We start from the raw sequence: 23,317 nt of genomic DNA on the forward strand, positions 1-23,317 counted from the left end.
CACCGGCCTGACCTGCGACTATTTACTGGTCAGTACCCGCGCGGTACCGTGGGAGGCATGCCAGCTCTGAACGTGGAGTTCAGCGACCGCGAGCTCGAGGACCTGCGGCAGATCGCCAAGGAACGCGGTACGTCGATGAAGGCGCTCGTGCGGGAGGCCGCCGCCGCCGACATAGCCCGGCACCGGGCCCTGCAGGAGGGCGCGGAGGCCTTCCGCCGCTTCTTCTCGGCCCACGCCGACGAGTTCGCGGCCGCCTTCCCCGACGACGAACCACCGCCCGTCAGGGGCGAGGGGCGGGCCGCCTGACCCATGGCAGCGGTCCTGCACATCGACGTGCCCTGGCTGCTCCAGCGCCACGAGGAAGTGCTGCCGGAGCAGCCCACGATCAACGACTTCTCCGCACTGGTCGCCGCCGTCGCGCGGCACCGCGTCGACCCGCCGCGCCTCGGGGTCGACTCCGACCCGGCCTGGCGGGCCGCCGCCCTGCTGCACACCCTCGCCGTGCTCAAGCCGCTGCCCGCGGCCAACGCCCGCTTCGCCTGCGCCACGGCCGTCGCCTACATGTACGCCAGCGACGTCGGCATCGACCCGCCCTACGGCGCCCTCGTCGACCTCGCCCGCGACCTGATGTCCGGCAAGGCCGACGTCTACGGCGCGGCGGACCGGCTGCGCTCCTGGCAGATCTGATCCCGGCCCGCGCAGAAGGGCAGGAGGAAAAGCGAAAGCCGGCGCGGGCGGCAGGAGTTGCCGCGGAATCTGACCTTCTTTCAAAGCGGACCGAGGTTGCCCGGTCGCCTTGTTGGCCATGAGTGGTTTGTGCGAGAGTGAAGCACCCGTGCGGGGGGTAAAGGCCGGGTCTCGCACGCGCGTTGAGGAACCCAGTCCGAATTTCGCCGTGGCGAATTCACGCTCCCCACACCGCGCCCAAAAGGTATACACCAATTGGTGATCTCTTTTCGGCGACCGGAACTTCTGAGTCACATGTGCGTGGGAAGGATCGACCTCAGTGCCCACCCCCCACCCCCCTCGACCCGCCCATCCGCCCTCGGGCGGTGACCCCGGGGAGTCCGACGAGCTGCTGGCAGCGTGCCTGCGGGACGGTCCGGAGAGCGAGGCATCCCGGGCCGCGGCCCTCCTCATGGCGCGGCACTGGCAGTCCGCCCACGACTACGCGACCATCTGCCTCGCCACGTCGGCCCAGATCACCGGCATGGTCACCGGTGCCGCCTGGCACCGGGTCCTGGACCGGCTGGCCCAGGGCGAGCAGGCCACGGCCCTGCGTCCGCGGCTGCTGGTGGCCGTGCGGGACACGGTCCGCCAGTGGTCCGCCGACGAGGGGATGTCCGCCGTTCTCCCGCAGTTGCTCAAACCCGCCGGCGGACGCGGTATGCGGGCGGCGAAGTCGATGACCCCGGAAAACCGCACCTTGGCCGCCCGGGCATTCGCGTCACTTCCCGGACCGGCCCGCTGTTTGCTCTGGCACACGGAGGTCGAAGCCGAACACATAAGTGTGCCGGCCGGTCTGCTCGGCATGGATACCGACACCGCGTCGGTCACTCTCGAACAGGCGCGGGAGAAATTCCGCGAAGGCTGCCTGGACGCCCACCGGCAACTCGCCCCCTCTCAGGACTGCCGTTTCCACGGCCGTCTCCTCGACGTACCGATCCGCCGGGGCGGTGCCCTGCTCCCGGACGTCCGCAGACATCTGGCCGACTGCCGTCACTGCCGGCACGCGGCCGAACAACTCGGCCACTTCGAGCGCGGGCTGGACACGCTGATCGCCGAAGCGGTGCTCGGCTGGGGCGCCCGGCGCTATCTCGACTCCCGCCCGGGACGGGCGACGCCGGGCGGCCTCGCCAAGGGGAACGCCCGGCACCGGGGCGGGCGCCCGGGCCTGCTGGCCCGCATCCCCGTACCCGTACGCCGGCCGCCGGGCCGGCCGCGCTCCGGCCGGGCGGTGCTCAGACAGTTCGGCGCCGCGTCGGCGGGGGTGCTGACCGTCGTGCTCGTGGTGAGCGTGTGGTCGTACGACGGCGGCGGCGCCGATCCGGCCGCCTCCACCAGTGCCGCGGAGGAGGAGGGCACGGCCTCCGCCACCAGCCGGCCGAAGCCGCCCGGCACCGCCGGACTGCCCACGGCGGCGGACCGGGCGCGGCTGCGCAACGTCGCCGCGGACCTCTGCCTCGACGTCCGGGGCGAGCCGAGGGCCGGTGCGGGTGCCCGCCTGGCGGAGTGCTCCGAGGCGTGGACCCAGCAGTGGACCCACGAGGACGACGGGCTGCTGCGCAGCGTCGCCGACCCCGGGCTGTGCCTGGACTCGCAGGCGGACGCCGGAGTCGTCATTCTCGGTACCTGCGCCGACGGGGGCACCGAGCGGGGCGACCACGTGCGCTACGACCTCACCGGGCAGGGTGCGCTGGTGCCGCGCTGGCAGCGGCAGCTCGCCCTCGCCGCCACCACCACCGCCCCCGACGCCGACGTCGTGGTCAAGGTGAACGACGGCTCCGACACCCAGCGCTGGCGGCTCGACCCGGCACCGGCGGAGGGCTCCCTGACCGTCGCCCGCACCGGCACCCCGGCCGCGCGGGCGGTGGAGCTGCCGGGCGGCTGAAGGGCAGCACACGGGCGCTGGTGCACCGCGGGTACCTCGGGCGTGCGCACGACCGGCGCCTGACGAGGGCCCCGTGCGAGGCGTCCGCGCCGCGCAGGGGTGCCCGCACCGTGCCCCTCTCCGACGGTCCGGTGAGCAGTCGGCGCCCGGAGAGCGGTGGGCAGGGCAGGCCGTGCCGGGGAGGCCGGGTCGTGGCCCTACGGCCCGGCGTCCTGGTAGCGACGCCCCCGGCTCCGGGTGCACGGTGCCCCGTCGAGTCCCCGTTACGCGGGGGCCTCGTCAAGGTCCCCGGGGCCCGGCGTCAGTGGGGAGGCGTGGCCCGACAGGGCCAGGGTGAGGTCGAGTTCGGCGAGCAGGCAGCGGATCACGTGCTCCACGCCCGCCTGCCCGTCCAGGCCCAGGCCGTAGACGTAGGGGCGGCCCAGGAGCACAGCCCGCGCGCCGAGCGCCAGTGCCTTGAAGACGTCGTCGCCGGTGCGCACGCCACTGTCGAACAGCACGGTGAGCCGGTCGCCGACCGCTTCCACCACGCGCGGCAGGGCGTCGGCCGCGGCGACGGACCCGGCCACCTGACGGCCGCCGTGGTTGGAGACCACCACCCCGTCCATCCCGGCGTCGGCGGCCAGCCGGGCGTCGTCCGGGTGCAGGATGCCCTTGAGCACGATCGGGCCGTCCCAGTTCTCCCGCAGGAACGCCAGATCAGGCCAGGACTTGGCGGGGTCGGAGAACATGCCGACGAAGTGCATCACCGCGGCGTTCGGATCCTCGTGCACGGGTTTGGCCAGACCGGCCCGGAACGCCGGGTCGGAGAAGTAGTTCGCCGTGCCCACCCCGTGCAGGAACGGCAGGTACGCCTGGTCGAGATCGCGCGGGCGCCAGGACAGCAGGGGAGTGTCCAGAGTGACGAAGAGCGCGCTGTACCCGGCCGCCTTCGCCCGCTCCAGGAAACTGCGGGCCACCTCGCGGTCCTTGGGCCAGTACAGCTGGAACCAGCGCTCCCCGTCGCCCATCGCCTCGGCGACCTGCTCCATGGGCGTGCTGGACGCGGAGGAGAGGACGTACGGCACGCCCTGCGCGGCGGCGGCCCGCGCGGCGGCCGGTTCCGCGTCCGGGTGCATGATCGACAGGACGCCGACCGGCGCGAGCGCCAGCGGGGCGGGCAGCGGGCGGCCCAGCACCTCGACCGAGAGGTCCCGTTCGTGCACGTCCCGCAGCATGCGCGGGAGGATCCGGCGCCGGTCGAGAGCCGCCCGGTTGGCGCGCGCGGTGCTGCCGTCGCCCGCGCTGCCGGCGACGTACCCGACGGGACCGGGGCCCAGACGCCGCTCGGTGAGCTCCTCCAGCCGGGTCAGGTCCGTGGGCAGCCGAGGAACGGTCCCCGTCATGCCGTTGAGGTAGATCTCGTACTGGAAGTCCGCCCAGTGCTTCGCCATCCCAAGTCCCGCCTCTCGTCGTCGAGCACGCGTGCCGCCAGCACCATACCCACGGGTATGCAGGGCCTCGCGGCCAGGGCTGACGGGCCTGTTCCGGGGATGTTTCCGGCCTATTGGCGAACGTACGGATCACGCCATTCGGCCAGTTCATGACTGAAGTACCGATCAAGAACCGGCCTCTTACGGACTTGGAACGTTCGAATTCTGTGACTTCACGCCACTGATTCAATACGCAAGGTTACCGAAATCCATGGGGTCGAGATGAGTTTCGGTGCCGGACTCGGCAGACTCGCGCTCGCCGTTCCGGCACCCACCGGTCCGGGCCGGCGACCACCCTCATCCCGAGCGGAAGGATGCACACAATGCGGAACACCGCGCGCTGGGCAGCGACTCTGGGCCTGACGGCCACCGCCGTCTGCGGGCCCCTCGCAGGGGCCTCCCTCGCCTCCCCGGCCACCGCCCCCGCGTCGCTCTACGCCCCCTCGGCCCTCGTGCTGACCGTGGGCCACGGAGAGAGCGCTGCCGTCGCCGCACCGGTACGCGCGGTCACCCTGACCTGTGCCCCGCAGGCTTCCGGAACCCATCCCGACGCCGAGGCCGCCTGCGTCGAACTGCGCGGCGCGGGCGGCGACTTCGACGCCCTCAGAGCGGACCCCGGCGTCTTCTGCACCCGGGAGTACGCCCCCGTCGTCGTCACCGTCGACGGCGTCTGGCAGGGCAGGCACGTCTCCTACGAGCGCACCTTCGCCAACGAGTGCGTGAAGAACGCGGGCAGCGACAGCGTCTTCACGTTCTAGGACCGGGGCCGCCCGGCCCGTGCGGCGTGACCGGCTGCTCGCTACTGGGGAGTGCGAGCGCCACCGTACGGGAAGCGCGGTCCCGCACCGGGGACGGCGGACGGAGTGGGGCCGTCCGCCGTTCTCCGGGATGGGGAAGGAGCGGGTCAGCCGGCAGAGGGTCAGCTCTTCGCCGGCGGCCCGTCGCCGGGGCCGGACGACCTCGCGCGGTGGCTGGTGTCGCACCAGGGGTAGCGCCGGCTGCGGCGACAGGTGCACAGCGCGACCCGGAAGCGGTCGGAGGACACCGTCGTCCCGTCCTCCAGCTCCACCTCCACCGGCCCCTCCACCAGCAGCGGCCCCCGGCGCTGGACCTTGACCCGGACCGGGTCGCCGGACGAGGGACGAGGAGAGTCAGACGGGGAGTTCGGCACGGACGACCACCAGCTCCTCCTCGTCGTCGGCCAGGGACAGCAGCCCGCGCTGCCGCAGCCAGCGTTCCCGGCCGCGCACCACGGGACCGAACGCGATCCGCCGCCGCCGGGTCACCGCCGCCTTCAGGCCGGCCTCGCGCAGATTGCCCACGGTCCGCTCCGGATCGCTGAGGGCGGACTGCACCAGCAGCAGCACGCCGCCGGGGCGCAGCAGGCCGGGCACCTCCCGGCAGATCCGGTCCAGGACCAGCCGCCCGTCGTGGCCCGCGTCCCAGGCCCGCGCCGCACCGCGCGGCGGACGTCTGGCTCCCGGTGCCGGCACGTACGGCGGATTGGCCAGCACGAGATCGAACGTCTCGCCGCGTACGGGCGTGAAGAGGTTGCCGTGCCGGACACGGACCCGCAGCCCGGCCCGCGCGGCGTTCAGGCGGGCGGCGCACACCGCACGCCACGACACGTCGACCGCGGTCACCCGGCCGCCCCGCCGGGCCGCAGCCAGCGCCAGGGCGCCCGTGCCGGTCCCCACGTCGAGTACGGCCGCGCCCGGCGGGAGCGACTCGTCGGACAGCGCCCCGGCCAGCAGGGCGGTGTCCTCCTGAGGGGCATAGACGCCCGGAAGCACCATGAAATTCACGGAACCCAGGTACCCCGCGCGTCACGGAGTATGGGCCGCGCCGGACGGCTCGGGGGACCGGTCGGGCAGCCGGGTCCGCAGGGACGACCTGCCGCTTCGCCAGTCGGCGAGCAGCCGGGCCCCGAAGCGGTCCTCCAGATACCCGGTGGCGTCGATGCCGAAGACGACGTCCGCCGCGAGCTCCGGTTCCTGTTCCAGCAGGCCGTCGATCACCTCGTGCCGCACGATCTGCTCGTGCACCGCGTCGGCCTCGACGTGCTCGTCGTAGAAGTGCTCGGCGGCCGGCCCGGCCCCGGTGCGGCGCATCGCCTCGGCGAGCCGCCGCGAACCGGGCGACGAGGTGATCTCGACCGCCGCGAAATGGCCCACCAGGGCGCCGCGCAGGGACCGGTGCAGACCGAACAGCGACATCATGTTGACCGTGGCCAGGCACTCGGCCGAGGCCGCGTCGAGATACCGCCCGTACGCCGTGTCCAGGCCCAGGTCCGTCATCAGGCCGGCGAACAGCCGGGCGTGCACCCGCTCGGCACGGCCGCCGCCGTACTCGTCGAACTCCACCGCCGCCATCGCCGCCTTCGCCCTGCCCCACAGCCGCGGCAGCACCCAGGCGTGCGGGTCGGCCTCCTTGAGGTGGTACAGGGACCGCTGGGCGGCGTACTCGCGCAGTTGCCACAGTTCGCCCTCGTCCCGCAGGAAGTGGCTGACGCCCTTCCCGTCGACGGGCTCGACGAGCAGCGCCCCGACCGCCTCCGCCACGCTGTCGTGGACCGGGGTGTCGGCCCGCAGCGCGGACAGGAAACGGTCCTCCAGGGCGGCCCGGACACACAGCAGGTCAGGGTCCCATTCGAGGCCGGGGGACACACCGGCGAAGCCCCGGTAGTGCAGCTCGTAGCACTGGTACAGGGCGAGTTGCAGGTCGTCGCCGTAGGGGGACGCGGCGGCGACGGTCTCCGGGTCCGGGAGCGGGCCCGTCCCGAGCAGATGGGCGCCGACGGCCGCGGAGAGCGGGCCCCGGGCCGTCGGCGGTTGTGGTCCTTCGCGGTCGAACTCCATGGTGCGGCGAGTACCCGGACGGCACCGCGGCACCCCTGCCCGCGCACGGCGGGCGGCGCCTCACTCCCCTCCGGCGTCCTCCTGGGCTCCGGTGCTGGGCGAGGTGGCGTCCCCCGCCTCGCCCCGGCGCGGGCCCTCGTCGGACTCGGCGTCGCGCGGCCTGGCCTCCTCGATCTCGCGCAGGACCTCGTCGATGGCGGTCTCGGGCTCGTTGTGGTCGGAATCGCCGTTCCGGGACACGGATGCTCCTCTCCTCGTACGACCGGACCCCTCCGGCCCGGCCCGTTCACGTGGTCAGCCCGACGTGCCCGCGATGCGCAGGGGCACCGCGGCCGGGACGGTCACCTCGTCGCTGTGGCGGGTGACCTCCGCCCACCAGGCGGGGCCGTCCTCGATGTGGCGCAGCAGGACGCCCTCGCGGATCGCCCAGGGGCAGAGCGTGACCGACTCCAGGCCGGTCAGCTTCATCGCGGTGTGCCCGACCACCGCCCCGGCCAGGCTCTGCGCCGCGCGCGGTGCGGAGATGCCCGGCAGCCGGGCCCGCTCGTCGGCGGTCAGCGCGGCGAGGCGGTCGGCCGCCTCACCGAGGTCCGAGCAGAGCATCCGCCGCTCCACGAACGGACCGTGCCGGCCCGGCGGCGCCCCGCACAGCCGGCCCAGCTGCTGGAAGGTCCGGGAGGTCGCCACCGCGGTGCGCGGGCCCTCCCAGCGGATCCGCGCGGCGACGTCCCGCAGCTGATGGCGGACCTTGCGGCGCATCGCCCGGACCTGCTCGGGCGGCGGCGCCTGCTCGCCGCCCGCCAGGAACTCGTGGGTCAGCCGGGCCGCGCCCAGCGGCAGCGAGGCGACGAAGTCGGGCAGCCGGCCACGGCCGAAGGCGATCTCCAGCGAGCCGCCGCCTATGTCGAGCAGCGCGAGCGGTCCGGACCGCCAGCCCATCCAGCGCCGGGCCCCGAGGAAGGTCAGCTCCGCCTCCACCTCGCCCGGCAGGGTGCACAGGGCGACGCCCGTGCGGGCACGGACGGTGCGCAGCACCTCCCGCCGGTTGGGCGCGGCCCGCACCACGGCCGTCGCGAAGGCCAGCGGGCCGGCCGCGCCCCACCGGGCCGCCGTCCGGCTCGCGCCCTCGACCGCCTCGACGAGCCGCTCCACGGCCTCCTCGGGCACCGGGCCACCCGGCTTGACCTGCTCCGACAGCCGCAGCCGCCACTTCGCGGTGTGGACCGGCAGCGGTACCCCGCCCTCCGCGTCCGCCACCATGAGCCGGACCGTGTTCGACCCCACGTCCACCACGCTGATACGCATGAGGCGCAGGTACCCGTTTCCGGCCGGTCCAAGGCCCTGCCCGGCGGGTACGGCCGGAAACCGCACGGTCCGTCTCAGGCCAGCTGCCGCCGCACCAGCTCGTGCAGCCGGCCCCCGGTGTCCGCGAGCAGCTCGGCGGGCGGTCCCTGCTGGGCGACCTTGCCGTCCTCCATCACGATCACGCGGTCGGCGTCCAGCACCGTGGACAGGCGGTGCGCGATCACCACCCGGGTCGCGTTGAGGGCCTTGGTCGACTCGATCACCCGGCGCTGCGTCTCGTTGTCCAGGGCGCTGGTGGCCTCGTCGAAGAAGAGGATGCGCGGCCTGCGGATCAGCGCCTGCGCGATCATCAGCCGCTGCCGCTGGCCGCCGGAGACCGCCCCGCTGCCCGAGACGATGGTGTGCAGCCCCATCGGCATCCGCTTGATGTCGTCGGCGAGCCCCGCCATCTCGGCCGCCGCCATCGCCTCCTCGGGCGTGTACGGCTCGGTACCGCAGATGACGTCCAGAATCGAACCGTTGAACGGCTGGGCGTGCTGGAGCACCACCCCGCACTGCCGGCGCACCGCCGACTGGTCGAGCGCGGCCAGGTCCTGGCCGTCGTACAGGACGCTGCCCGACAGCGGCCGGTCGAAGCCGATCAGCAGCCGCAGCAGCGTCGACTTGCCGCAGCCGCTCGGGCCGACGACCGCGACGAACTCGCCCGGCCGTACGTCGAAGGAGACGTCGTCCAGGACCAGCGGCCCGTCGTCGGTGTACCGGAACGACAGCCGCCGCGCCTCGATCGCCCCCGACAGCGGCCCCGGCCGGGTGCTGGCCGTGCGCACCTCGGGCGTGGCGTCCAGGACCGGACGGATCTCCTCGAACAGCGGCAGCGCGGCCACCGCCGACACGAACGCGCCGGTCAGCTGGGTCACCGAGGTCAGCAGCATCGTCACCGACGCGTTGAAGGTGAGGAAGTCGGCCGCCGACATCGAGCCGCGCGCGGGACCCGCCAGCAGCATGAACATCAGCAGCGTGCACAGCGGCAGGTACACCGCGCCGAGCACCGCGTTCAGGTTCTTGATCCGCCCCGCCCGCCGCTGGAGCTCCCGGCTGCGCGCGAACTGCTCCGCCCACGCCGCGTACGCGTAGTTCTCGGCCGCCGCCACCCGCAGCTTGGGCAGCCCGCGCAGGGTCTGGAACGCCTGGTTGTTCAACTTGTTGGTGAGCTTCACCAGCCGCCGCTGCCAGCGCACCTGCCACAGCCCGAGCCCCAGGAACACGCCGGCGACGACCACCAGCACGCCGATCGCCGCGAGCGCCATCGGCACGCTGTACCAGAGCAGCAGCGCGAGGTTCATCGCGCCGACCGTCACCGACTGGGCCACCGTCGGACCGACGCCCGCCAGCAGTCTGCGGATCGCGCTGATGCCCATGGCCGCACTCGCCAGTTCACCGGTGGAGCGCTCGGTGAAGAATCTCGTCGGCAGCCGCAGCAGCCGGTCCCACACGGCGGGCTGGAGCGTCGCCTCGACGCGGCCCTCCAGCCGCAGGATGGTGAGATTCTGCAACAGCATGAAGGCCGCCGCGACGACACCGCTGAGCATCACCGCGAGACACACCTGCGCGATCAGCCCGGTCTGCGCCTTCGGTACGAACTCGCCGAGCACCTTGCCGGTCGCGACCGGCACCAGCGCACCCAGCGCCACCGTCACCAGACCGGCGAGGACCAGCCCGGTCAGATCACCGCGCGTGCCCGTCAGACAGAACCGCAGCAGCCGCAGCGGGCTGAGCCGCCGCTCGGGCAGCGGCCGGTAGAACATCACCGCACGCGGCTCGAACTCCTCCGCGTTCGCCTTCTCGACCGGCGTCTCCCGCCCGGTCGCCGGATGGACGGCCACATAGCCGCCGCGCCGCCACAGCAGCGCCACCGGCGCACCCGACAGGGCCCGGTGGCCGATCAGGGGCCCGACGTCGTCCCGCCACCAGCGGCCGTCCAGCCGCACGGTGCGGGTCCGCACGCGCGAGGCGACGGCGACCCGCTCCACCGGATCGATCCGGTCGCTCTCCGTGCCGTTCCGCGCGGGCTCGGCGAGCGGAATCCCGGCGGCCCGGGCGACGAGCCTGCAGGCCGCGTACGTGGCGTCGGCGTCGGCGGCCGTGCTCCGCTGTCCCGACCGCTTGCCGATGGAGGCCAGCAGCGTCCGGTCCGCCTGCGCGCGCACCGCCTCACCGGCCTTGATGCCGGCCGCCGTACGGGTTTCGTGGGTGCGTTCCAGCTGCTCGATCCAGCGGTCCAGCGTGGTCAGCAGGCGGTACTGCTGGTCGACCATGCTCTGCCACAGCGCGGGGTCCATCAGCAGGTCGGCCGCGGCCTCGTCGCCGTACACCGCCCCGTACTGCACGCTGCCCGGCGGAACCTGCATCCAGAACACGTCGTCGTCGGTGGGCGCCGCGGCCCGCTCGCTCGCCATCGGCGCCTGGAACAGGACGGTCAGACCGCGGCCCACACCGAGGGCGAGGGCGTACTCCAGCGGGCTCGTCGTGGGCGGCACGTACTGGGGATTGCCGTACTCGTCGTACGACCAGGTCTGGGTGCTCGCCGGCTGGTACAGCTCACGCAGCCCGATGCGGTGCACCGCGCAGTCCCGCAACGGACGGGCGACCAGCGTGTGCCGGGGCCCGGTGACCGGTCCGAGCAGCACCGAGCCCGCCTCCAGCCGGCCCAGGTGGTGCCAGTGGCCCTGCTCCTCGGCGTCCACCGCGAACAGGTCCACCGCGCCGGACGCCACCAGCCACAGCACCTGCGGCCCTTCCAGGTCGAGGCGGCCGAACCCGGCGCAGTCCACGCGGGTGCCCAGCGCGCCCAGCGCCCCGAGGACGAGGTCGCCCTGCCCTTCGTGCACGGTCGTCATCTCACCGCTCCCTGACCAGCGCCGCGTACGCGCCACCGTGCGCGACCAGCGCCTCGTGCCGCCCGCGCTCCACGACCGTGCCGTGCTGGAGCACGACGATCTCGTCGCTGTCCCGCACCGTGCTCAGCCGGTGCGCGATCACCACACAGGCACAGCCGCGCCGGCGCAGGTTGTCCATGACCACCAGCTCGGTCTCCGCGTCCAGTGCGCTGGTCACCTCGTCGAGGACGAGGATGCTCGGCCGGCGCACCAGGGCCCGCGCGATCTCCAGCCGCTGGCGCTGCCCGCCGGAGAAGTTCCGGCCGTCCTGCTCCACCCTGCTGTGGATGCCGCCCGGCCGGCGCATCACCACGTCGTAGAGCGCGGCGTCCCGTAGCGCGTCCACCACGGCGTCGTCGGGGATCGACGGGTCCCACAGGGCCACGTTGTCGCGCACGGTGCCCTCGAAGAGGAAGACGTCCTGGTCGACGAAGGAGACGGAGGACGCGAGCGCCCCGCGCGGGACATCCTCCAGCCGCTGCCCGTCGACGCGGATGACACCGTCCCACGGGGCGTACAGACCCGAGATCAGCCGGGACACCGTGGACTTGCCGCTGCCCGACCCGCCGACCAGCGCGACCTGCTGCCCCGGCCCGACGGTCAGGTCGAAGCCGGTCAGCAGCGGCTTGTCCAGCGGGTTGTAGCCGAAGGAGACGTTCTGCAGCTCGACATGGCCGTGCAGCCTGCGGGTGGAGTCGGCGGCGCCGCCCGGCCGGTCGTAGAGCGGGTCGGCGCGGAAGTTCTCCACGTCCTTGAGCCGGGCCACGTCGGCCGCGAAGTCCTGGATGCGGCCCGCGACGCCGTTCAGCCGGGTCAGCGGGGCCGTGAAGCGGACCACCAGCGCCTGGAAGGCGACCAGCAGACCGACCGAGATGTGGCCCTCGACCGCCCGCATGCCGCCGATCCACAGGATCAGCCCGCTGTTGAGCGTCGCCAGCGTCGGCGCGACCACGCCCAGCCAGGCGCTCGGCACCCCGAGCCGCTGCTGCTCCTCCAGCGTGGTGGCGTGCTGCCCCGCCCACTTGCGGAAGTAGCCGTCCTCACCGCCGGTCGCCTTCATCGTCTCGATCAGCTGGAGACCGGTGTACGCGGTGTTGGTCAGCCGCGCCGTGTCCGCCCGCAGCTTCGCCGTACGGGTCGCCCGCAGCCGGATGACGATCCGCATGGCGAGGATGTTGAGCAGCGCCACGCCGATCCCGACGAACGTGAGCTGCGGGTCGTACGTGTACAGCAGCACGGCATACAGGACGACGACGATCGCGTCCACGCCCGCGGCCGCGAGGTCGCGGGCCAGGGTCTCGGCGACCGCGTCGTTCGACTGGAGTCTCTGCACCAGGTCGGCCGGGCTGCGCTGGGAGAAGAAGGTCACCGGCAGCCGCAGCAGGTGGCGCAGGAAGCGGGCGCTGGAGAGGGTGGAGGAGATGATGCGGCCGTGCAGCAGGTTCGCCTGCTGGAGCCAGGTCAGCACGAGCGTGAGCAGCACGCAGGTGCCCATCGACGCGAACAGCACGCCCAGCAGCGAGGTCTGCCCGCCGATCAGGAACATGTCGATATAAGTACGGCTGAGCGCGGGCACGGCCGCGCCGACCGCCACCAGCAGCAGGCTCGCCAGCAGGGCGGCGGGCAGCGTGCCCGCGGTGCCGCGCAGCCGGGCCGGCATCGCGCCCAGCACGCCCGGTCTGCGGCCGCCCCGGCTGAATTCCTCGCCGGGGTCCATGGTGAGCACGACCCCGGTGAACGACCCGTCGAACTCCTCCAGGGACACGAAACGGCGGCCCTTGCCGGGGTCGTTGACGAACACTCCGCGGCGGCCGAAGCGGCGCCCCATGCCGTCGTAGACGACGTAGTGGTTGAACTCCCAGAACAGGATGGCCGGCGCCGTCACCTCCGCGAGGGCGGCCAGGTCCATCTGCATGCCCTTGGCGGTGAAGCCGTAACTCCGGGCCGCTTTCAACAGGTTGCTGGCGCGCGAGCCGTCGCGGGAAACGCCGCAGGCGATGCGCAGCTCCTCCAGCGGGACGTGCCGGCCGTAGTGGGCGAGGACCATCGCGAGGGAGGCGGCGCCGCACTCCACGGCCTCCATCTGGAGCACGGTGGGCGTGCGCACCGTCTTCGCCCGCGCCTTGGGCACGCTGCGCTTCGGCGGGGCGGCGCGGCGTCTGCCCCGGGTCTCCCGCGCTGTGGTCTCCTGTGCGGCGCTCACGGCAGCAGCCAGTCGACGGGACGCTGATCGGCCAGCCGGATGGACCCCGTGGCCATGGTCATGGAGGTCAGCTCGAACGGGGGCCCGTCCGCGGACGACCACTCGTAACCGCTCTTCGTGGACTTCGAGGTGTCCAGCCGGACCGTCACGGCCACCGGCCTGCCCTCCTTCGTGAACTGTTCGCCGAGCTGGCTGTCGCCGAGGAACGCGGCGATGGTCTGCGCCGACTGCGCCGAGCGGTCCACCGACTTCACCTCGCCGTGCAGGACGCCGTACTGCTGGGACGGCACCGACTGGACGGTGAGGTCGACGGAGGCGTGCGCGGGGATGGCGGCGGCGTTCTCGGCGGGGACGTAGACGGTGGCGTAGAGCGGGTCGTCGGCGTGGGCGACCTTCTCGACGGCGGCGACGTTCGCCCCGGTCCGGATGATCTGTCCGACGGTCGCGGCGAGCGCGCTGACCCGTCCCGCGTCGATCGTGCGGACCACGGTCTCGCCCTCGCTCGTACGCACCTTCAGCACGGGGGAGCCGGCGGGCAGCCGCTGACCCTGGCGGGCGAGTACGGCGGTGACCTGGCCGGAGACTGGGCTCTGGAGGAGGTAGCTGCCCTGGCCGTGGGTGAGGACGGCGGGGGCGCTGACGGTGGAGGCCACCGAGCCGCCGACCGCCCACACGGACGCGGCGGCCATGGCGAGAACGGTCACGGAGAGCACCAGCCAGCCCTGCGGGCGGGCGAAGCGGACCGGGAGGTCGAGCTCCTCCGGCGACTGGAGTTTGGCGAGGGCCTGTTGGCGGAACTGCACGTCGGACGTATCCCAGTGTCTTGCGGGGAGCCGCGGGGAAACCGCCGAGAAGTCCCGGAGCCTGGCAGGCTCCGGGACTCAGCGGTACCAGGGCGCGATCAGAGACCGGCGACCAGGTTGGTGACCGGGGCCGTGTTCAGGCCGGTGACGCCCTCGACGGTGCCGATGGCGGTGTTGACCAGGCCGGAGACCGGGGCGATGCCGTCCACCAGGCCGGTGACGGTGCCGACGGCGTTCACGTTCAGACCGCCGGAGACGTTGTCGAGGTCGGCGTCGGAGATCTCGACGGTCTCAACCTGGGGGGTGGAGTTCATGATGGAACTTCCCTTCGTATAGCCATTTCACAAGGGGGGAGCGGCCCCCTCTGGGGACAGATGACGGCCGCGACCGCGGGCGCCGGGCGCCCGTTTCCGGAGCCCTCCGCGGCCCCCGCGGTGCGATGGATCAAAGCACGCGGCCGGTCCGCCCTTCCAATCAATCACCCCCTCCCACCAGGGCACTTGCGACGTCCAGGCACCCAAGCGTGCAGGCCTGGGCACGCCTTCGCGGCGACTTCTTCACACGGCCCACGACATCGGCCCGCGCGACCCCTTGCCCGTACGCAGGCGAATCCGGCACTCCCGCCCCAAAGGCGTGCGGGGCGGTGGGCGGTTGTGCAGATACGCCGACGGGGGTGACCGGGTTGGGCATTCGATGTGCAGATTCACTGAAGCAGAGATTCCGCTCCGCGATCGGAACAGACCGTTGCCGACCGAATACGGAGGGTGCTGATCCGGCGTGATCGCGCGGCGCGGCTGAACGCCCCGTCCCGCCCGTGCGTACCAAGTGCCGTCCAGGTGCCCCCAGGCAGCCGCCGGACCGGCGGCACGGACCCCGTCCCAGGAGGTCGAGCAGGTTGAGTCACAAGCGAATTCCGAAGCGCAGGGCCGCGATGGCTGCGGGCGCCGTGGTGGCACTCGGCGCCGCCGCCGTCCTGCTGCCCAACGCCAACGCCTCCCAGGACGGCGACAGCGCGGACGACGCGGCGGCCGCGCCGAGGACCCTCAAGGCGGCGGACGCGTCGGATCTCGCCTCACAGCTCGCCGGCCTGCTCGGCGACGCCTTCGCCGGCTCGTACTACGACGCCGACGAGCAGCAGCTCGTCGTCAACGTGGTACCCGGCGACAACAACCAGATCATCGTGCGGGCGAAGCAGGCCGGCGCGGACGTGCGCGAGGTCGACAACAGCATGAGCGAGCTGCGGACCGGCGCGCGGACCCTGAAGTCCGAGGCGACCATCCCGGGCACCTCGTGGGCCATCGACCCGCGCACCAACAAGATCCTGGTCACCGCCGACAGCACGGTCACCGGCGCCGAGTGGGACCGGCTGGAGTCCACGGTCGAGGACCTCGGCGCGGGCATGGCGACCGTCAAGCGGTCCGCCGGCACCTTCAAGACCTTCGTGTCGGGCGGCGACGCCATCTTCGGCGGCGGCGCGCGCTGCTCGCTCGGCTTCAACGTCACCGCGGGCGACGGCGCCCCCGCCTTCCTGACGGCCGGTCACTGCGGCGTCGCGGACGACCAGTGGTCCGACGCGCAGGGCGGACAGCCGATCGGCACCGTCGACCAGGCGGTCTTCCCCGGCGACGGGGACTTCGCGCTCGTCCGGTACGACGATCCCGCGACGCAGGCGCCGAGCGAGGTCAACCTCGGGGACCAGACGATCGAGATCAGCCAGGCCGCCGAGGCGACGGTCGGTCAGCAGGTCTTCCGGATGGGCAGCACGACCGGACTGGCCGACGGACAGGTCCTCGGCCTGGACGCCACCGTCAACTATCCCGAGGGCACGGTCACCGGCCTCATCCAGACGAACGTGTGCGCCGAACCGGGCGACAGCGGCGGCTCCCTGTTCACCCAGGACGGTCTGGCGATAGGCCTGACCTCGGGCGGCAGCGGCGACTGCGCGGTCGGCGGCGAGACCTTCTTCCAGCCGGTCACCACCGCGCTGGAGGCCGTCGGCGCCACCCTGGGCGGCGATGCCGGCGCCGGCGGACAGGCCGGCGGCGATGACGGCTCCGGTCTCACGGGCTGATCCGGACACCGCGCACCGGCACCCGTAGCGGGTCCGGCCCTCCGGCGGGAGGGCCGGACCCGCACGTGCGACCACCCCCACCCCCTCGCGTTCCGCGTCAGACCGGCGCCCGCAGCAGCATCAGCGCGATGTCGTCGAGCCGTTCCCCCGCGCCCGCCTCGTCCCGCACCAGCCGGTCGGCCAGCTCGTCCAGCGGCAGGTCCCCGTGCTCGGCCAGCCGGTGCCCCAGGCCGGTGAGCGCGTCCTCGAAGTCGACGCCGGGGCTTTCCACCAGGCCGTCGGTGTAGAGCGCGAGCAGGGTACCCGGGGCGAGCTCGACCTCCGTGCGCGGATAGTCCGCCGAGGAATCGATGCCCAGCAGCGGGCCGCCGGGGACGTGGAGCACCTCCACCCCGCCGTCCGGACGACGCAGCAGCGGCGGCGGATGGCCCGCGCGGGCCAGCACCGCCCGCCCGCGGCCCGCGTCCAGCCGCAGGTACAGACAGCTGGCGAACAGCTCGGTGCCCAGGTCGATCAGCAGCCGGTTGGTGCTGCGCACGACCTCCTCCGGCGCCTGGCCGACGGCCGTGTACGCGCGGACCGCGGTGCGCACCTGCCCCATCAGCCCGGCCGCCGTCACGTTGTGGCCCTGTACGTCCCCGATCACCGCCGCCGCGGTGCCCCGGGCCGGCACCAGGTCGTAGAAGTCGCCGCCGATGTCCATGCCCCGGGTGGCCGGCAGATACCGGGCGGCGGCCTCGACGCCGGGCACCGCGGGCAGCGAGTGCGGCAGCAGGGCCTCCTGCAGTCCGTGTGCCAGCCGGTGCTTGGCGTCGTAGATCAGGGCCCGGTCCAGGGCCTGCGCGACCAGCCCGGCCAGGCTGGTCAGGATCGCCCGCTCCTCCGTGGTGAAGGAGTGCGGACGCTCGTAGGCGAGGAGGCAGGTGCCCACCGGCCGCCCCGAGGCGATCAGCGGCAGGAACGCCCAGGCCGCGAAGCCGTCGTGCGTGCCCCGTCGCGCCGGGTACAGGCGCTCCAGCTGCTCCCAGGACTCGAAGAACGCGGGCACACCGGTCCGGAGAACCTGCGTACCGGGGATCCGCATGGTGAGCGGCGTCCCGTCGAAGCGTTCGGCGACCGCCGGGTCGGGATAGCCGCGGTGTCCCAGCACGTGCAGCCGGCCGGCCCGCGAGCCCAGGACGACCAGGCCCTGGCTGCCCACCGTCGGGGCGATCTCGTCCGCGATCAGCTGCACCACGTCCTGCACGCCCACCGCCTCGGAGAGCGCGCCGGTCAGGCTCACCACCTGGGAGATGGTCACCAGCCGGGCCCGTGGCGCGGCGGCGTCGTGCGACGGCGTGGCACCGCCCGGTTCCGGCCGGGACAGGCCCCGGGCCCGGCTGATGCGGACGCTCAGTCCGGTCCGGGTCGGGTACAGCCGGAACGACAGCCAGTCGCCGGGCGGCCGCAGCGCGACGAACGAGGTGGCCTGCTGGCTGAGCAGCGCGGCCCGGTACCGGTCCTCGTACACCGGGTCGTTGAGCCACGGCACCGCCGTCCACAGCTGGGTGCCGAGCAGTGTGCCGACCGGGACGTCCAGGAGTTCGGCCGCCGCCGGATTGGCGTAGCCGACCCTGCCGTGCAGGTCGAGGGAGCACAGCCCGTACGGCAGCCGTCCCACCATCCGCACGGCCTCCAGGGAGCCGAGCGTGCCGGGCGCGCCCCCGACCACCGGCGCGGCCAGCAGGTCAGGCTCGGGGTGCACGGGAACGCTCGCCGCGGCCGCCCGTTCGAGCCGGACGGCGAGCCGCCCGCAGGCCGCCGTGAGATGGTCGCGGTCCCGCGCGGACAGCTCCGCGGAACGGGAGCCGGGCCAGGTCAGGAAGACCGCGCCGTACGCCGTGGAGCCGGTGGCGACGGGGAGGGCGGCCAGGGCGAACGGATAGGGCAGCACCACGGCGACCCTCGGGTAGCGCCGCGCCATCTCCTCGCCGTCGCCGACCCAGACCAGCCGCCGTTCCCGCACGGCGTCCGCCACCGGCACCGGGGAGTGCAGCGTCACCCGCTCCCAGGGCGCCGCGAACGCCCTCGGCAGCCCTGCCATCACCGCCATCTCCAGGACCGGCGGATCCGCGCCGAGCAGGTACACCGCCCCGGAGTGCGCGTGGACGTCCTCCATCATCGCGGCCAGCGCCAGCGACAGCACCGGGTGCCCGCCCGGCGCAGGCGCGGCGGGCGTCGCCGGTGACGACGACCGTTCGTCGGACACACCGACCACCTCCTCGCCCGGCCGAGGTCCGGGCCCCGGTTCAAATCTCCTCCCCGAGGGCCCGCACCGCACGGCGAGCGCGGAAGCCGTTGTTGATCCTCGTGCGAGCCACCCCCTCCCGGGCCGAGGGGGCCGGCGTGTCCCTACGGCGGCCCGCATGCCGGTGCGCCCGCTCCCGGCGATGGCCGGTTTTCGCCCGGTGCCTGCTCCCGGTGACGGCCGGTTCCCGTCGGTGCCTGTGCCTGCTCGCGGTGAGCGCTCGCTCGTCCTACGGCTGGTCTCGCCGCGTGCCCTGGCCGGCTCCCGCCCGTGTCGTCACCGCCGTGGCCGGTGTCGCCGTGTGCCCCGCGCCGCTCGCTGCCCGTCCAGCCCGGCCCCTTTCCCTCCCGATCGACTCTTCCCGCCCCGCAGGGGCTGCGCTGATGTCCCACAAGCGCTGTAATGGCGGCGTGGTCAGTGAGGGCGCGGTGGAACGCGGAGCGAGGACGCTGCGTGCCGCGGGTGCCCTGAAGGCGATCGCCTCCGTGCCGGACCCGGCGGAGCGGTTGCGCCGGGTGCTCGAACAGGCGCTGGTCTTCGCCGGGGCTTCCTTCGCCGCCCTGTACACACCCGGCGAGAACCCCGAGCTGCTCTGCCTGGCGGAGTCGGTGGGCGTGCCGCGCACCCTGTACGGCGTCCGCGACGGCTACCCCGCCCCGGGCGGCTCCCCGGTGGCCGACGCGCACCGTGAGGGTACGCCGGTGTGGCTCGGTCCCGAGGAGTTCGCCGGTTCGGCGGAGTCCCGGCACGTGCCGTCGAGCGGCTTCTCCCTCGCCGCCCTGCCCGTGCGCGGCGACGGCGGCGGCTGCCTCCTCGTCCTGACCGAGCGCCCGGAGGGCTTCGGCGCCGAGGACCGGACCTGCCTGCAACTGATCGCCGAGACCGTCACCTGCCCGGCCCCGGCCGTGGCCGCCGACGGCGAGGAACTGCGGCCCGGCGCCTTCTCGCTGGCCATGGACACCGGCCGGGTCGAGGTCGGCGACGACATCCTGCGGCTGTTCGGCCTCGCGCCCGGCGAGTTCGACGGCAAGGTCGAGACGCTGCTCGGCCTCACCGTGCCCGAGGACCTGCCCTCACTGATGTCGGTCACGGAGGCCGACCACATGTCCATCGGCGACCGCGAGCTGGAGTTCCGCGTCCTCCAGCCCACCGGCCCGCCGAAGTGGCTGCGGCTCAGCGGGCGCCTGCTGCCCGGCGGCGAGGGCCGGCCCGCCCGCCTCGTCGGCACCGTCGCCGACGCCTCCACCCTGCGCCCCGACGTGACCGACGTGGCCCGCGTCCAGCGCCTCGCCGCCGCGCTGGCCACCGCCGGCACCGTCCGCGACGTCAGCCAGGCCGTGGTCGCCGCCCTGCGCAGGCCGTTGCGCGCCGACCGGATCGCGCTGGCCGAGCTGGAGAACGACCGTCTCGTCGTCACCGTCCTCGACCCGCCCGAGCCCGAGTCCTGGCCCGAGCTGTGGCGGCTGGAGTGGCGCACCGAGTGGCCCGACGCGCCGGTGCGGGCCATGCCCACCCTCGCCGCCGCGCTGCGCGAGGGCCGCGCCCGGATCTGGCCCGCCGGCACCGGCGACCTGGAGCCCGCCCTCGCCGACGTCGGCCCCGGCGGCCTCGCCGTACTGCCACTGCCCGCCGGCGGCCGCATGGCCGGCGCCTGCCTGATCGGCTGGGACACTCCGCACGACTTCGGCCCCGACGAACGTGCCCTGCTCACCGCCTCCGCCGGCCTCGCCGGTCAGGCCCTGATGCGCGCCCACGCCTTCGACGCCGAGCACGAGCTCGTCGGCATGCTCCAGCGCCAGCTGCTGCCGCGCCGCCTGCCGAAGCTGCCCGGCGCGGTCGCCGTCGCCCGCTACCTGCCCAGCACGGCCGGACTGGAGCTGGGCGGCGACTGGTACGACGTGATCCCGCTGCCCGACCACCACGTCGCCCTCGTCATCGGCGACGTCCAGGGGCACAGCGCGGGAGCCGCCACCCTGATGGGCCAAATGCGCACCGCCCTGCGCGCCTACGCCGCCGAGGGCCACCCGCCGGACGTGGTGGTCTCGCACGCCAACCGGCTGCTCATGGACATGGAGACCGACCTCTTCGCCACCTGTGTCTACGTCGACCTCGACATGGAGGCCGGCTCCGCCTGGTGCGTGCGGGCCGGGCATCCGCCGCCGGTGCTGCGCCACCCCGACGGGAGCACCGAGATCGCGGAGGTGGAGGGCGGCCCGCCGCTGGGCGTGGTCCGGCAGGCCGACTTCCCGATGAGCCCGCTGCGCCTGCGCCCCGGCACGCTGATCGCCCTCACCACGGACGGCCTCGTGGAGTCCGCCGACGCCGACATCGACGAGGGCATCGACCGCTTCGCACACGCGCTGGCCGTCTCCGACCCCGCCCACCTGGGGCTGGTCGCCGACGCCCTGCTCGGAGGCGCCCGCCGCAGCGACGATGTCGCCCTGCTGCTGGTGCGCTACGACGGGATGGCGGTGCGGCCGCTGCGGGAGAGCTGGTCGGTGTGGCGGCTGCCCGAGGCCGTACGCCACGCCCGCCGCTTCACCCGGCGCACCCTGCGCTCCTGGGGCGTGCCGGGCGACGACGTCGACGGCGTCCTCCTGATCGTCTCCGAACTGGTCACCAACGCCCTCGTGCACACCGACGGCCAGGTCCGCCTCGACCTCGCCCTGATCAACGGGCGGCTGCGCGTCGCGGTCGCCGACGCCTCGCCCCGTACGCCCGTCAAGCCGACCAGCATCGGCTGGGAGGCCACGGGCGGACGCGGCATCCTCCTGGTCGAGGCGATGTCGGCGACCTGGGGGACCCTGCCGGTCAGCGGCGGCAAACAGGTCTGGAGCGAGGTCCCGGTGGGCCGCGGCCGTGGATAGGTGCCGGCGCCGCCCGGCCGGGTACCCGGCGCGCACACACGACCGAGCAGCAGAATGAGGGATCACGTCATGACCCAGTACGTCCGCGACATCATGACCGGCCATCCGGTGACCGTGGAGCCGCAGACCTCCGTGACCGCGGTGGCCCGCCTCATGCGCGACCGGGACCTCGGCGCCGTCCTGGTCACGGACGGCGACGAACTGCGCGGACTGGTCACCGACCGTGACCTGGTGATCCGGTCCGTCGCGGACGGCGGCGACCCGGAGCAGACCACCGTGGCCGGGGCGTGCAGCGACGACCTGGTGACCGTACGGTCCGACGAGGAGCTGGACCACGCCGTCGAGGTGATGCGCGAACACGCCGTGCGCCGGGTGCCGGTCGTCGAAGACGGCCGCCCCGTCGGCATCGTCTCCCTCGGCGACCTGGCCATGGAGCGCGACCCGGAGTCGGCACTGGGCGACATCAGCGTGGCCCGGCCCAACCCGTAGGTGCCGGGCCCCCCGGTGTTTCACGAGAAGGCGCCTGGGGACCCGTCGGGCGACGGTGCCGGACACAGAAAGCAGAAGGAAGATGATGCTCCGTGACCACGGACACCAGTGAGAAACCCGTCGCCCGCCGCCAGGAGACCGGTTGGTCCACGGCCCGGCGGCTCGACGGCCGGGGTGCCGTGCGCACCTGGATACCGGCCGTCGAGGACGGCACGAGCGCACGCGCACCGCGGACGGGGCAGGAATCGAACATCGTCAGGGGCGAGGACTGAACCGTCCCGGAGACGAAGAAGCACACCCCAGCGCGCCGGCCATGTGCCGGCGCGGTGCGCGTCCGGACCGGCCGCCGACCACGCGCGGCCCGCGGGTAATGTCGGCGAAGGCTCCCGCCCGCCCGCCCGTCCGCCCCACCCCCCCGCAAGGCACCGAACCGTCCATGAACCTCCTGGTCACCGGCGCAGCCGGCTTCATAGGCTCCCGATACGTCCGGGCACTGCTCGCCTCGGACGCGCCCGACGCGCCGCGGATCACCGTCCTGGACAGCCTCACCTACGCCGGCACCCTCGACGCCCTCCCACTCGGCCACCCCCGGCTGGACTTCGTGCACGGCGACATCCGCGACGCCGCGCTGGTCGGCAAACTGATGGCCGGCACCGACCAAGTGGTGCACTTCGCCGCCGAGTCCCACGTGGACCGGTCGATCGGCGCCGCCGCCGGCTTCGTGCTCACCAACGTCGTCGGTACCCAGACCCTGCTGGACGCGGCCCTGCGGCACGGCACGGGCACCTTCGTGCATGTCTCCACGGACGAGGTCTACGGCTCGCTGGAGTCCGGTTCGGCCACGGAGGAGCACCCGCTGCGGCCCAGTTCCCCGTACGCCGCCTCCAAGGCCTCGGCCGACCTGCTCGCCCTCGCCTACCACCGCACCCACGGCCTGGACGTGCGGGTGACCCGGTGCTCCAACAACTACGGCCCGTACCAGTTCCCCGAGAAGCTCGTGCCGCTGTTCGTCACCCACCTCCTCGACGGCCGGAAGGTCCCGCTGTACGGCGACGGGCGCAACGTCCGCGACTGGCTCCACGTGGACGACCACTGCCACGGCGTCGACCTGGTCCGCACCCGGGGCCGCGCCGGCCAGGTCTACAACATCGGCGGCGGCACCGAACTGACCAACCGCGAACTCACCGGCCTGCTGCTCGACGCCTGCGGCGCCGGCCGGGACCGGGTCGAGTACGTCGCCGACCGCAAGGGCCACGACCTGCGCTACTCGGTCGACTGGAGCAAGGCCCGCGACGAACTGGGCTACCGTCCCGGCCGGGACTTCGCGGCCGGGCTGGCCGGCACCGTCGCCTGGTACCGGGACAACCGGGCCTGGTGGGAGCCGCTCAAGCGGAGGACGGTGCCCGCCGCATAGG

Annotated in this window: 20 protein-coding genes; 9 read left to right on the plus strand and 11 right to left on the minus strand. The window is 73.6% G+C overall.

The genetic code is table 11. From position 1 onward, the window contains the following. The first annotated feature begins 57 nt into the window (after positions 1–57). The 3 genes from AMK11_RS19015 (at position 58) to AMK11_RS19025 (ending at position 2,611) form a co-directional block, all read left to right on the plus strand. Positions 58–306: a hypothetical protein gene (locus AMK11_RS19015; protein ID WP_030975726.1), complete on the plus strand. Its 249-nt coding sequence runs from the start codon at positions 58–60 to the stop codon at positions 304–306. Between the two features lie 3 nt (positions 307–309). Continuing rightward, a complete protein-coding gene (locus AMK11_RS19020; RefSeq protein WP_073728655.1) occupies positions 310–687 on the plus strand; it encodes a toxin Doc in 378 nt (125 codons plus the stop codon). 319 nt (positions 688–1,006) lie between these two features. Beyond that, positions 1,007–2,611, plus strand: coding sequence for an RICIN domain-containing protein (locus AMK11_RS19025; protein ID WP_073728656.1), 1,605 nt, complete (start codon positions 1,007–1,009; stop codon positions 2,609–2,611). Between the two features lie 263 nt (positions 2,612–2,874). Here the strand turns inward: AMK11_RS19025 and AMK11_RS19030 are convergent, their stop codons facing one another. Further along, positions 2,875–4,044 carry a lactate 2-monooxygenase gene (locus AMK11_RS19030; protein WP_073728657.1) on the minus strand — a complete coding sequence of 390 codons (1,170 nt, stop codon included), beginning with the start codon at positions 4,042–4,044 and terminating at the stop codon, positions 2,875–2,877. A gap of 362 nt (positions 4,045–4,406) precedes the next feature. On the opposite strand from AMK11_RS19030, the gene AMK11_RS19035 reads away from it, so the two are divergent. Further along, positions 4,407–4,841, plus strand: coding sequence for a protease inhibitor (locus AMK11_RS19035; RefSeq protein ID WP_073728658.1), 435 nt, complete (start codon positions 4,407–4,409; stop codon positions 4,839–4,841). 161 nt (positions 4,842–5,002) lie between these two features. Here the strand turns inward: AMK11_RS19035 and AMK11_RS19040 are convergent, their stop codons facing one another. The 9 genes from AMK11_RS19040 to AMK11_RS19080 all read right to left on the minus strand — a co-directional run bounded on the left by AMK11_RS19040 (position 5,003) and on the right by AMK11_RS19080 (position 14,502). Then, complete coding sequence (locus AMK11_RS19040; RefSeq protein ID WP_073728659.1) at positions 5,003–5,254, minus strand: CDGSH iron-sulfur domain-containing protein; 252 nt, start codon at positions 5,252–5,254, stop codon at positions 5,003–5,005. Beyond that, positions 5,235–5,879: a HemK2/MTQ2 family protein methyltransferase gene (locus tag AMK11_RS19045; RefSeq protein ID WP_198941400.1), complete on the minus strand. Its 645-nt coding sequence runs from the start codon at positions 5,877–5,879 to the stop codon at positions 5,235–5,237. Before AMK11_RS19045 ends, AMK11_RS19040 begins: the two co-directional genes overlap by 20 nt. Positions 5,880–5,909: 30 nt before the next feature. Continuing rightward, positions 5,910–6,941: an iron-containing redox enzyme family protein gene (locus tag AMK11_RS19050; RefSeq protein WP_073728661.1), complete on the minus strand. Its 1,032-nt coding sequence runs from the start codon at positions 6,939–6,941 to the stop codon at positions 5,910–5,912. A 60-nt stretch (positions 6,942–7,001) separates the two neighbouring features. Then, a complete protein-coding gene (locus AMK11_RS19055) occupies positions 7,002–7,181 on the minus strand; it encodes a hypothetical protein (RefSeq protein ID WP_073728662.1) in 180 nt (59 codons plus the stop codon). 54 nt (positions 7,182–7,235) lie between these two features. Continuing rightward, on the minus strand, positions 7,236–8,246 hold the full coding sequence (locus AMK11_RS19060) for a Ppx/GppA phosphatase family protein (protein WP_073728664.1): 1,011 nt from the start codon (positions 8,244–8,246) through the stop codon (positions 7,236–7,238). Positions 8,247–8,320: 74 nt separating this feature from the next. Then, the gene (locus tag AMK11_RS19065) at positions 8,321–11,143 is read right to left on the minus strand and encodes an NHLP bacteriocin export ABC transporter permease/ATPase subunit (RefSeq protein WP_073728666.1); all 2,823 of its coding nucleotides are present in this window, start codon (positions 11,141–11,143) and stop codon (positions 8,321–8,323) included. Between the two features lies 1 nt (position 11,144). Next, the gene (locus AMK11_RS19070) at positions 11,145–13,313 is read right to left on the minus strand and encodes an NHLP family bacteriocin export ABC transporter peptidase/permease/ATPase subunit (RefSeq protein WP_073728668.1); all 2,169 of its coding nucleotides are present in this window, start codon (positions 13,311–13,313) and stop codon (positions 11,145–11,147) included. Positions 13,314–13,381: 68 nt separating this feature from the next. Next, complete coding sequence (locus AMK11_RS19075) at positions 13,382–14,188, minus strand: HlyD family efflux transporter periplasmic adaptor subunit (RefSeq protein ID WP_073728670.1); 807 nt, start codon at positions 14,186–14,188, stop codon at positions 13,382–13,384. A gap of 98 nt (positions 14,189–14,286) precedes the next feature. Then, positions 14,287–14,502: a hypothetical protein gene (locus AMK11_RS19080; protein ID WP_073728672.1), complete on the minus strand. Its 216-nt coding sequence runs from the start codon at positions 14,500–14,502 to the stop codon at positions 14,287–14,289. Between the two features lie 581 nt (positions 14,503–15,083). Between AMK11_RS19080 and AMK11_RS19085 the strand changes: the two genes are divergently transcribed. Beyond that, positions 15,084–16,259 carry a S1 family peptidase gene (locus tag AMK11_RS19085; protein ID WP_073728674.1) on the plus strand — a complete coding sequence of 392 codons (1,176 nt, stop codon included), beginning with the start codon at positions 15,084–15,086 and terminating at the stop codon, positions 16,257–16,259. Between the two features lie 97 nt (positions 16,260–16,356). Here the strand turns inward: AMK11_RS19085 and AMK11_RS19090 are convergent, their stop codons facing one another. Further along, positions 16,357–18,516 carry a SpoIIE family protein phosphatase gene (locus AMK11_RS19090; RefSeq protein WP_073728676.1) on the minus strand — a complete coding sequence of 720 codons (2,160 nt, stop codon included), beginning with the start codon at positions 18,514–18,516 and terminating at the stop codon, positions 16,357–16,359. Between the two features lie 413 nt (positions 18,517–18,929). Between AMK11_RS19090 and AMK11_RS19095 the strand changes: the two genes are divergently transcribed. The 4 genes from AMK11_RS19095 to rfbB all read left to right on the plus strand — a co-directional run bounded on the left by AMK11_RS19095 (position 18,930) and on the right by rfbB (position 23,316). Continuing rightward, positions 18,930–21,413: a SpoIIE family protein phosphatase gene (locus tag AMK11_RS19095; RefSeq protein WP_073728678.1), complete on the plus strand. Its 2,484-nt coding sequence runs from the start codon at positions 18,930–18,932 to the stop codon at positions 21,411–21,413. 69 nt (positions 21,414–21,482) lie between these two features. Then, positions 21,483–21,902 (plus strand): CBS domain-containing protein, encoded by a 420-nt coding sequence (locus AMK11_RS19100; RefSeq protein WP_073728680.1) that lies wholly within the window; start codon positions 21,483–21,485, stop codon positions 21,900–21,902. 92 nt (positions 21,903–21,994) lie between these two features. Then, positions 21,995–22,174, plus strand: coding sequence for a hypothetical protein (locus AMK11_RS19105; RefSeq protein ID WP_073728682.1), 180 nt, complete (start codon positions 21,995–21,997; stop codon positions 22,172–22,174). A 164-nt stretch (positions 22,175–22,338) separates the two neighbouring features. After that, positions 22,339–23,316, plus strand: coding sequence for a dTDP-glucose 4,6-dehydratase (gene rfbB, locus AMK11_RS19110; RefSeq protein WP_073728684.1), 978 nt, complete (start codon positions 22,339–22,341; stop codon positions 23,314–23,316). The last annotated feature ends 1 nt before the right edge of the window (position 23,317 follow it).

Origin of the sequence: Streptomyces sp. CB02414 (genome assembly GCF_001905385.1) — a bacterium.
GTDB lineage: Bacteria > Actinomycetota > Actinomycetes > Streptomycetales > Streptomycetaceae > Streptomyces.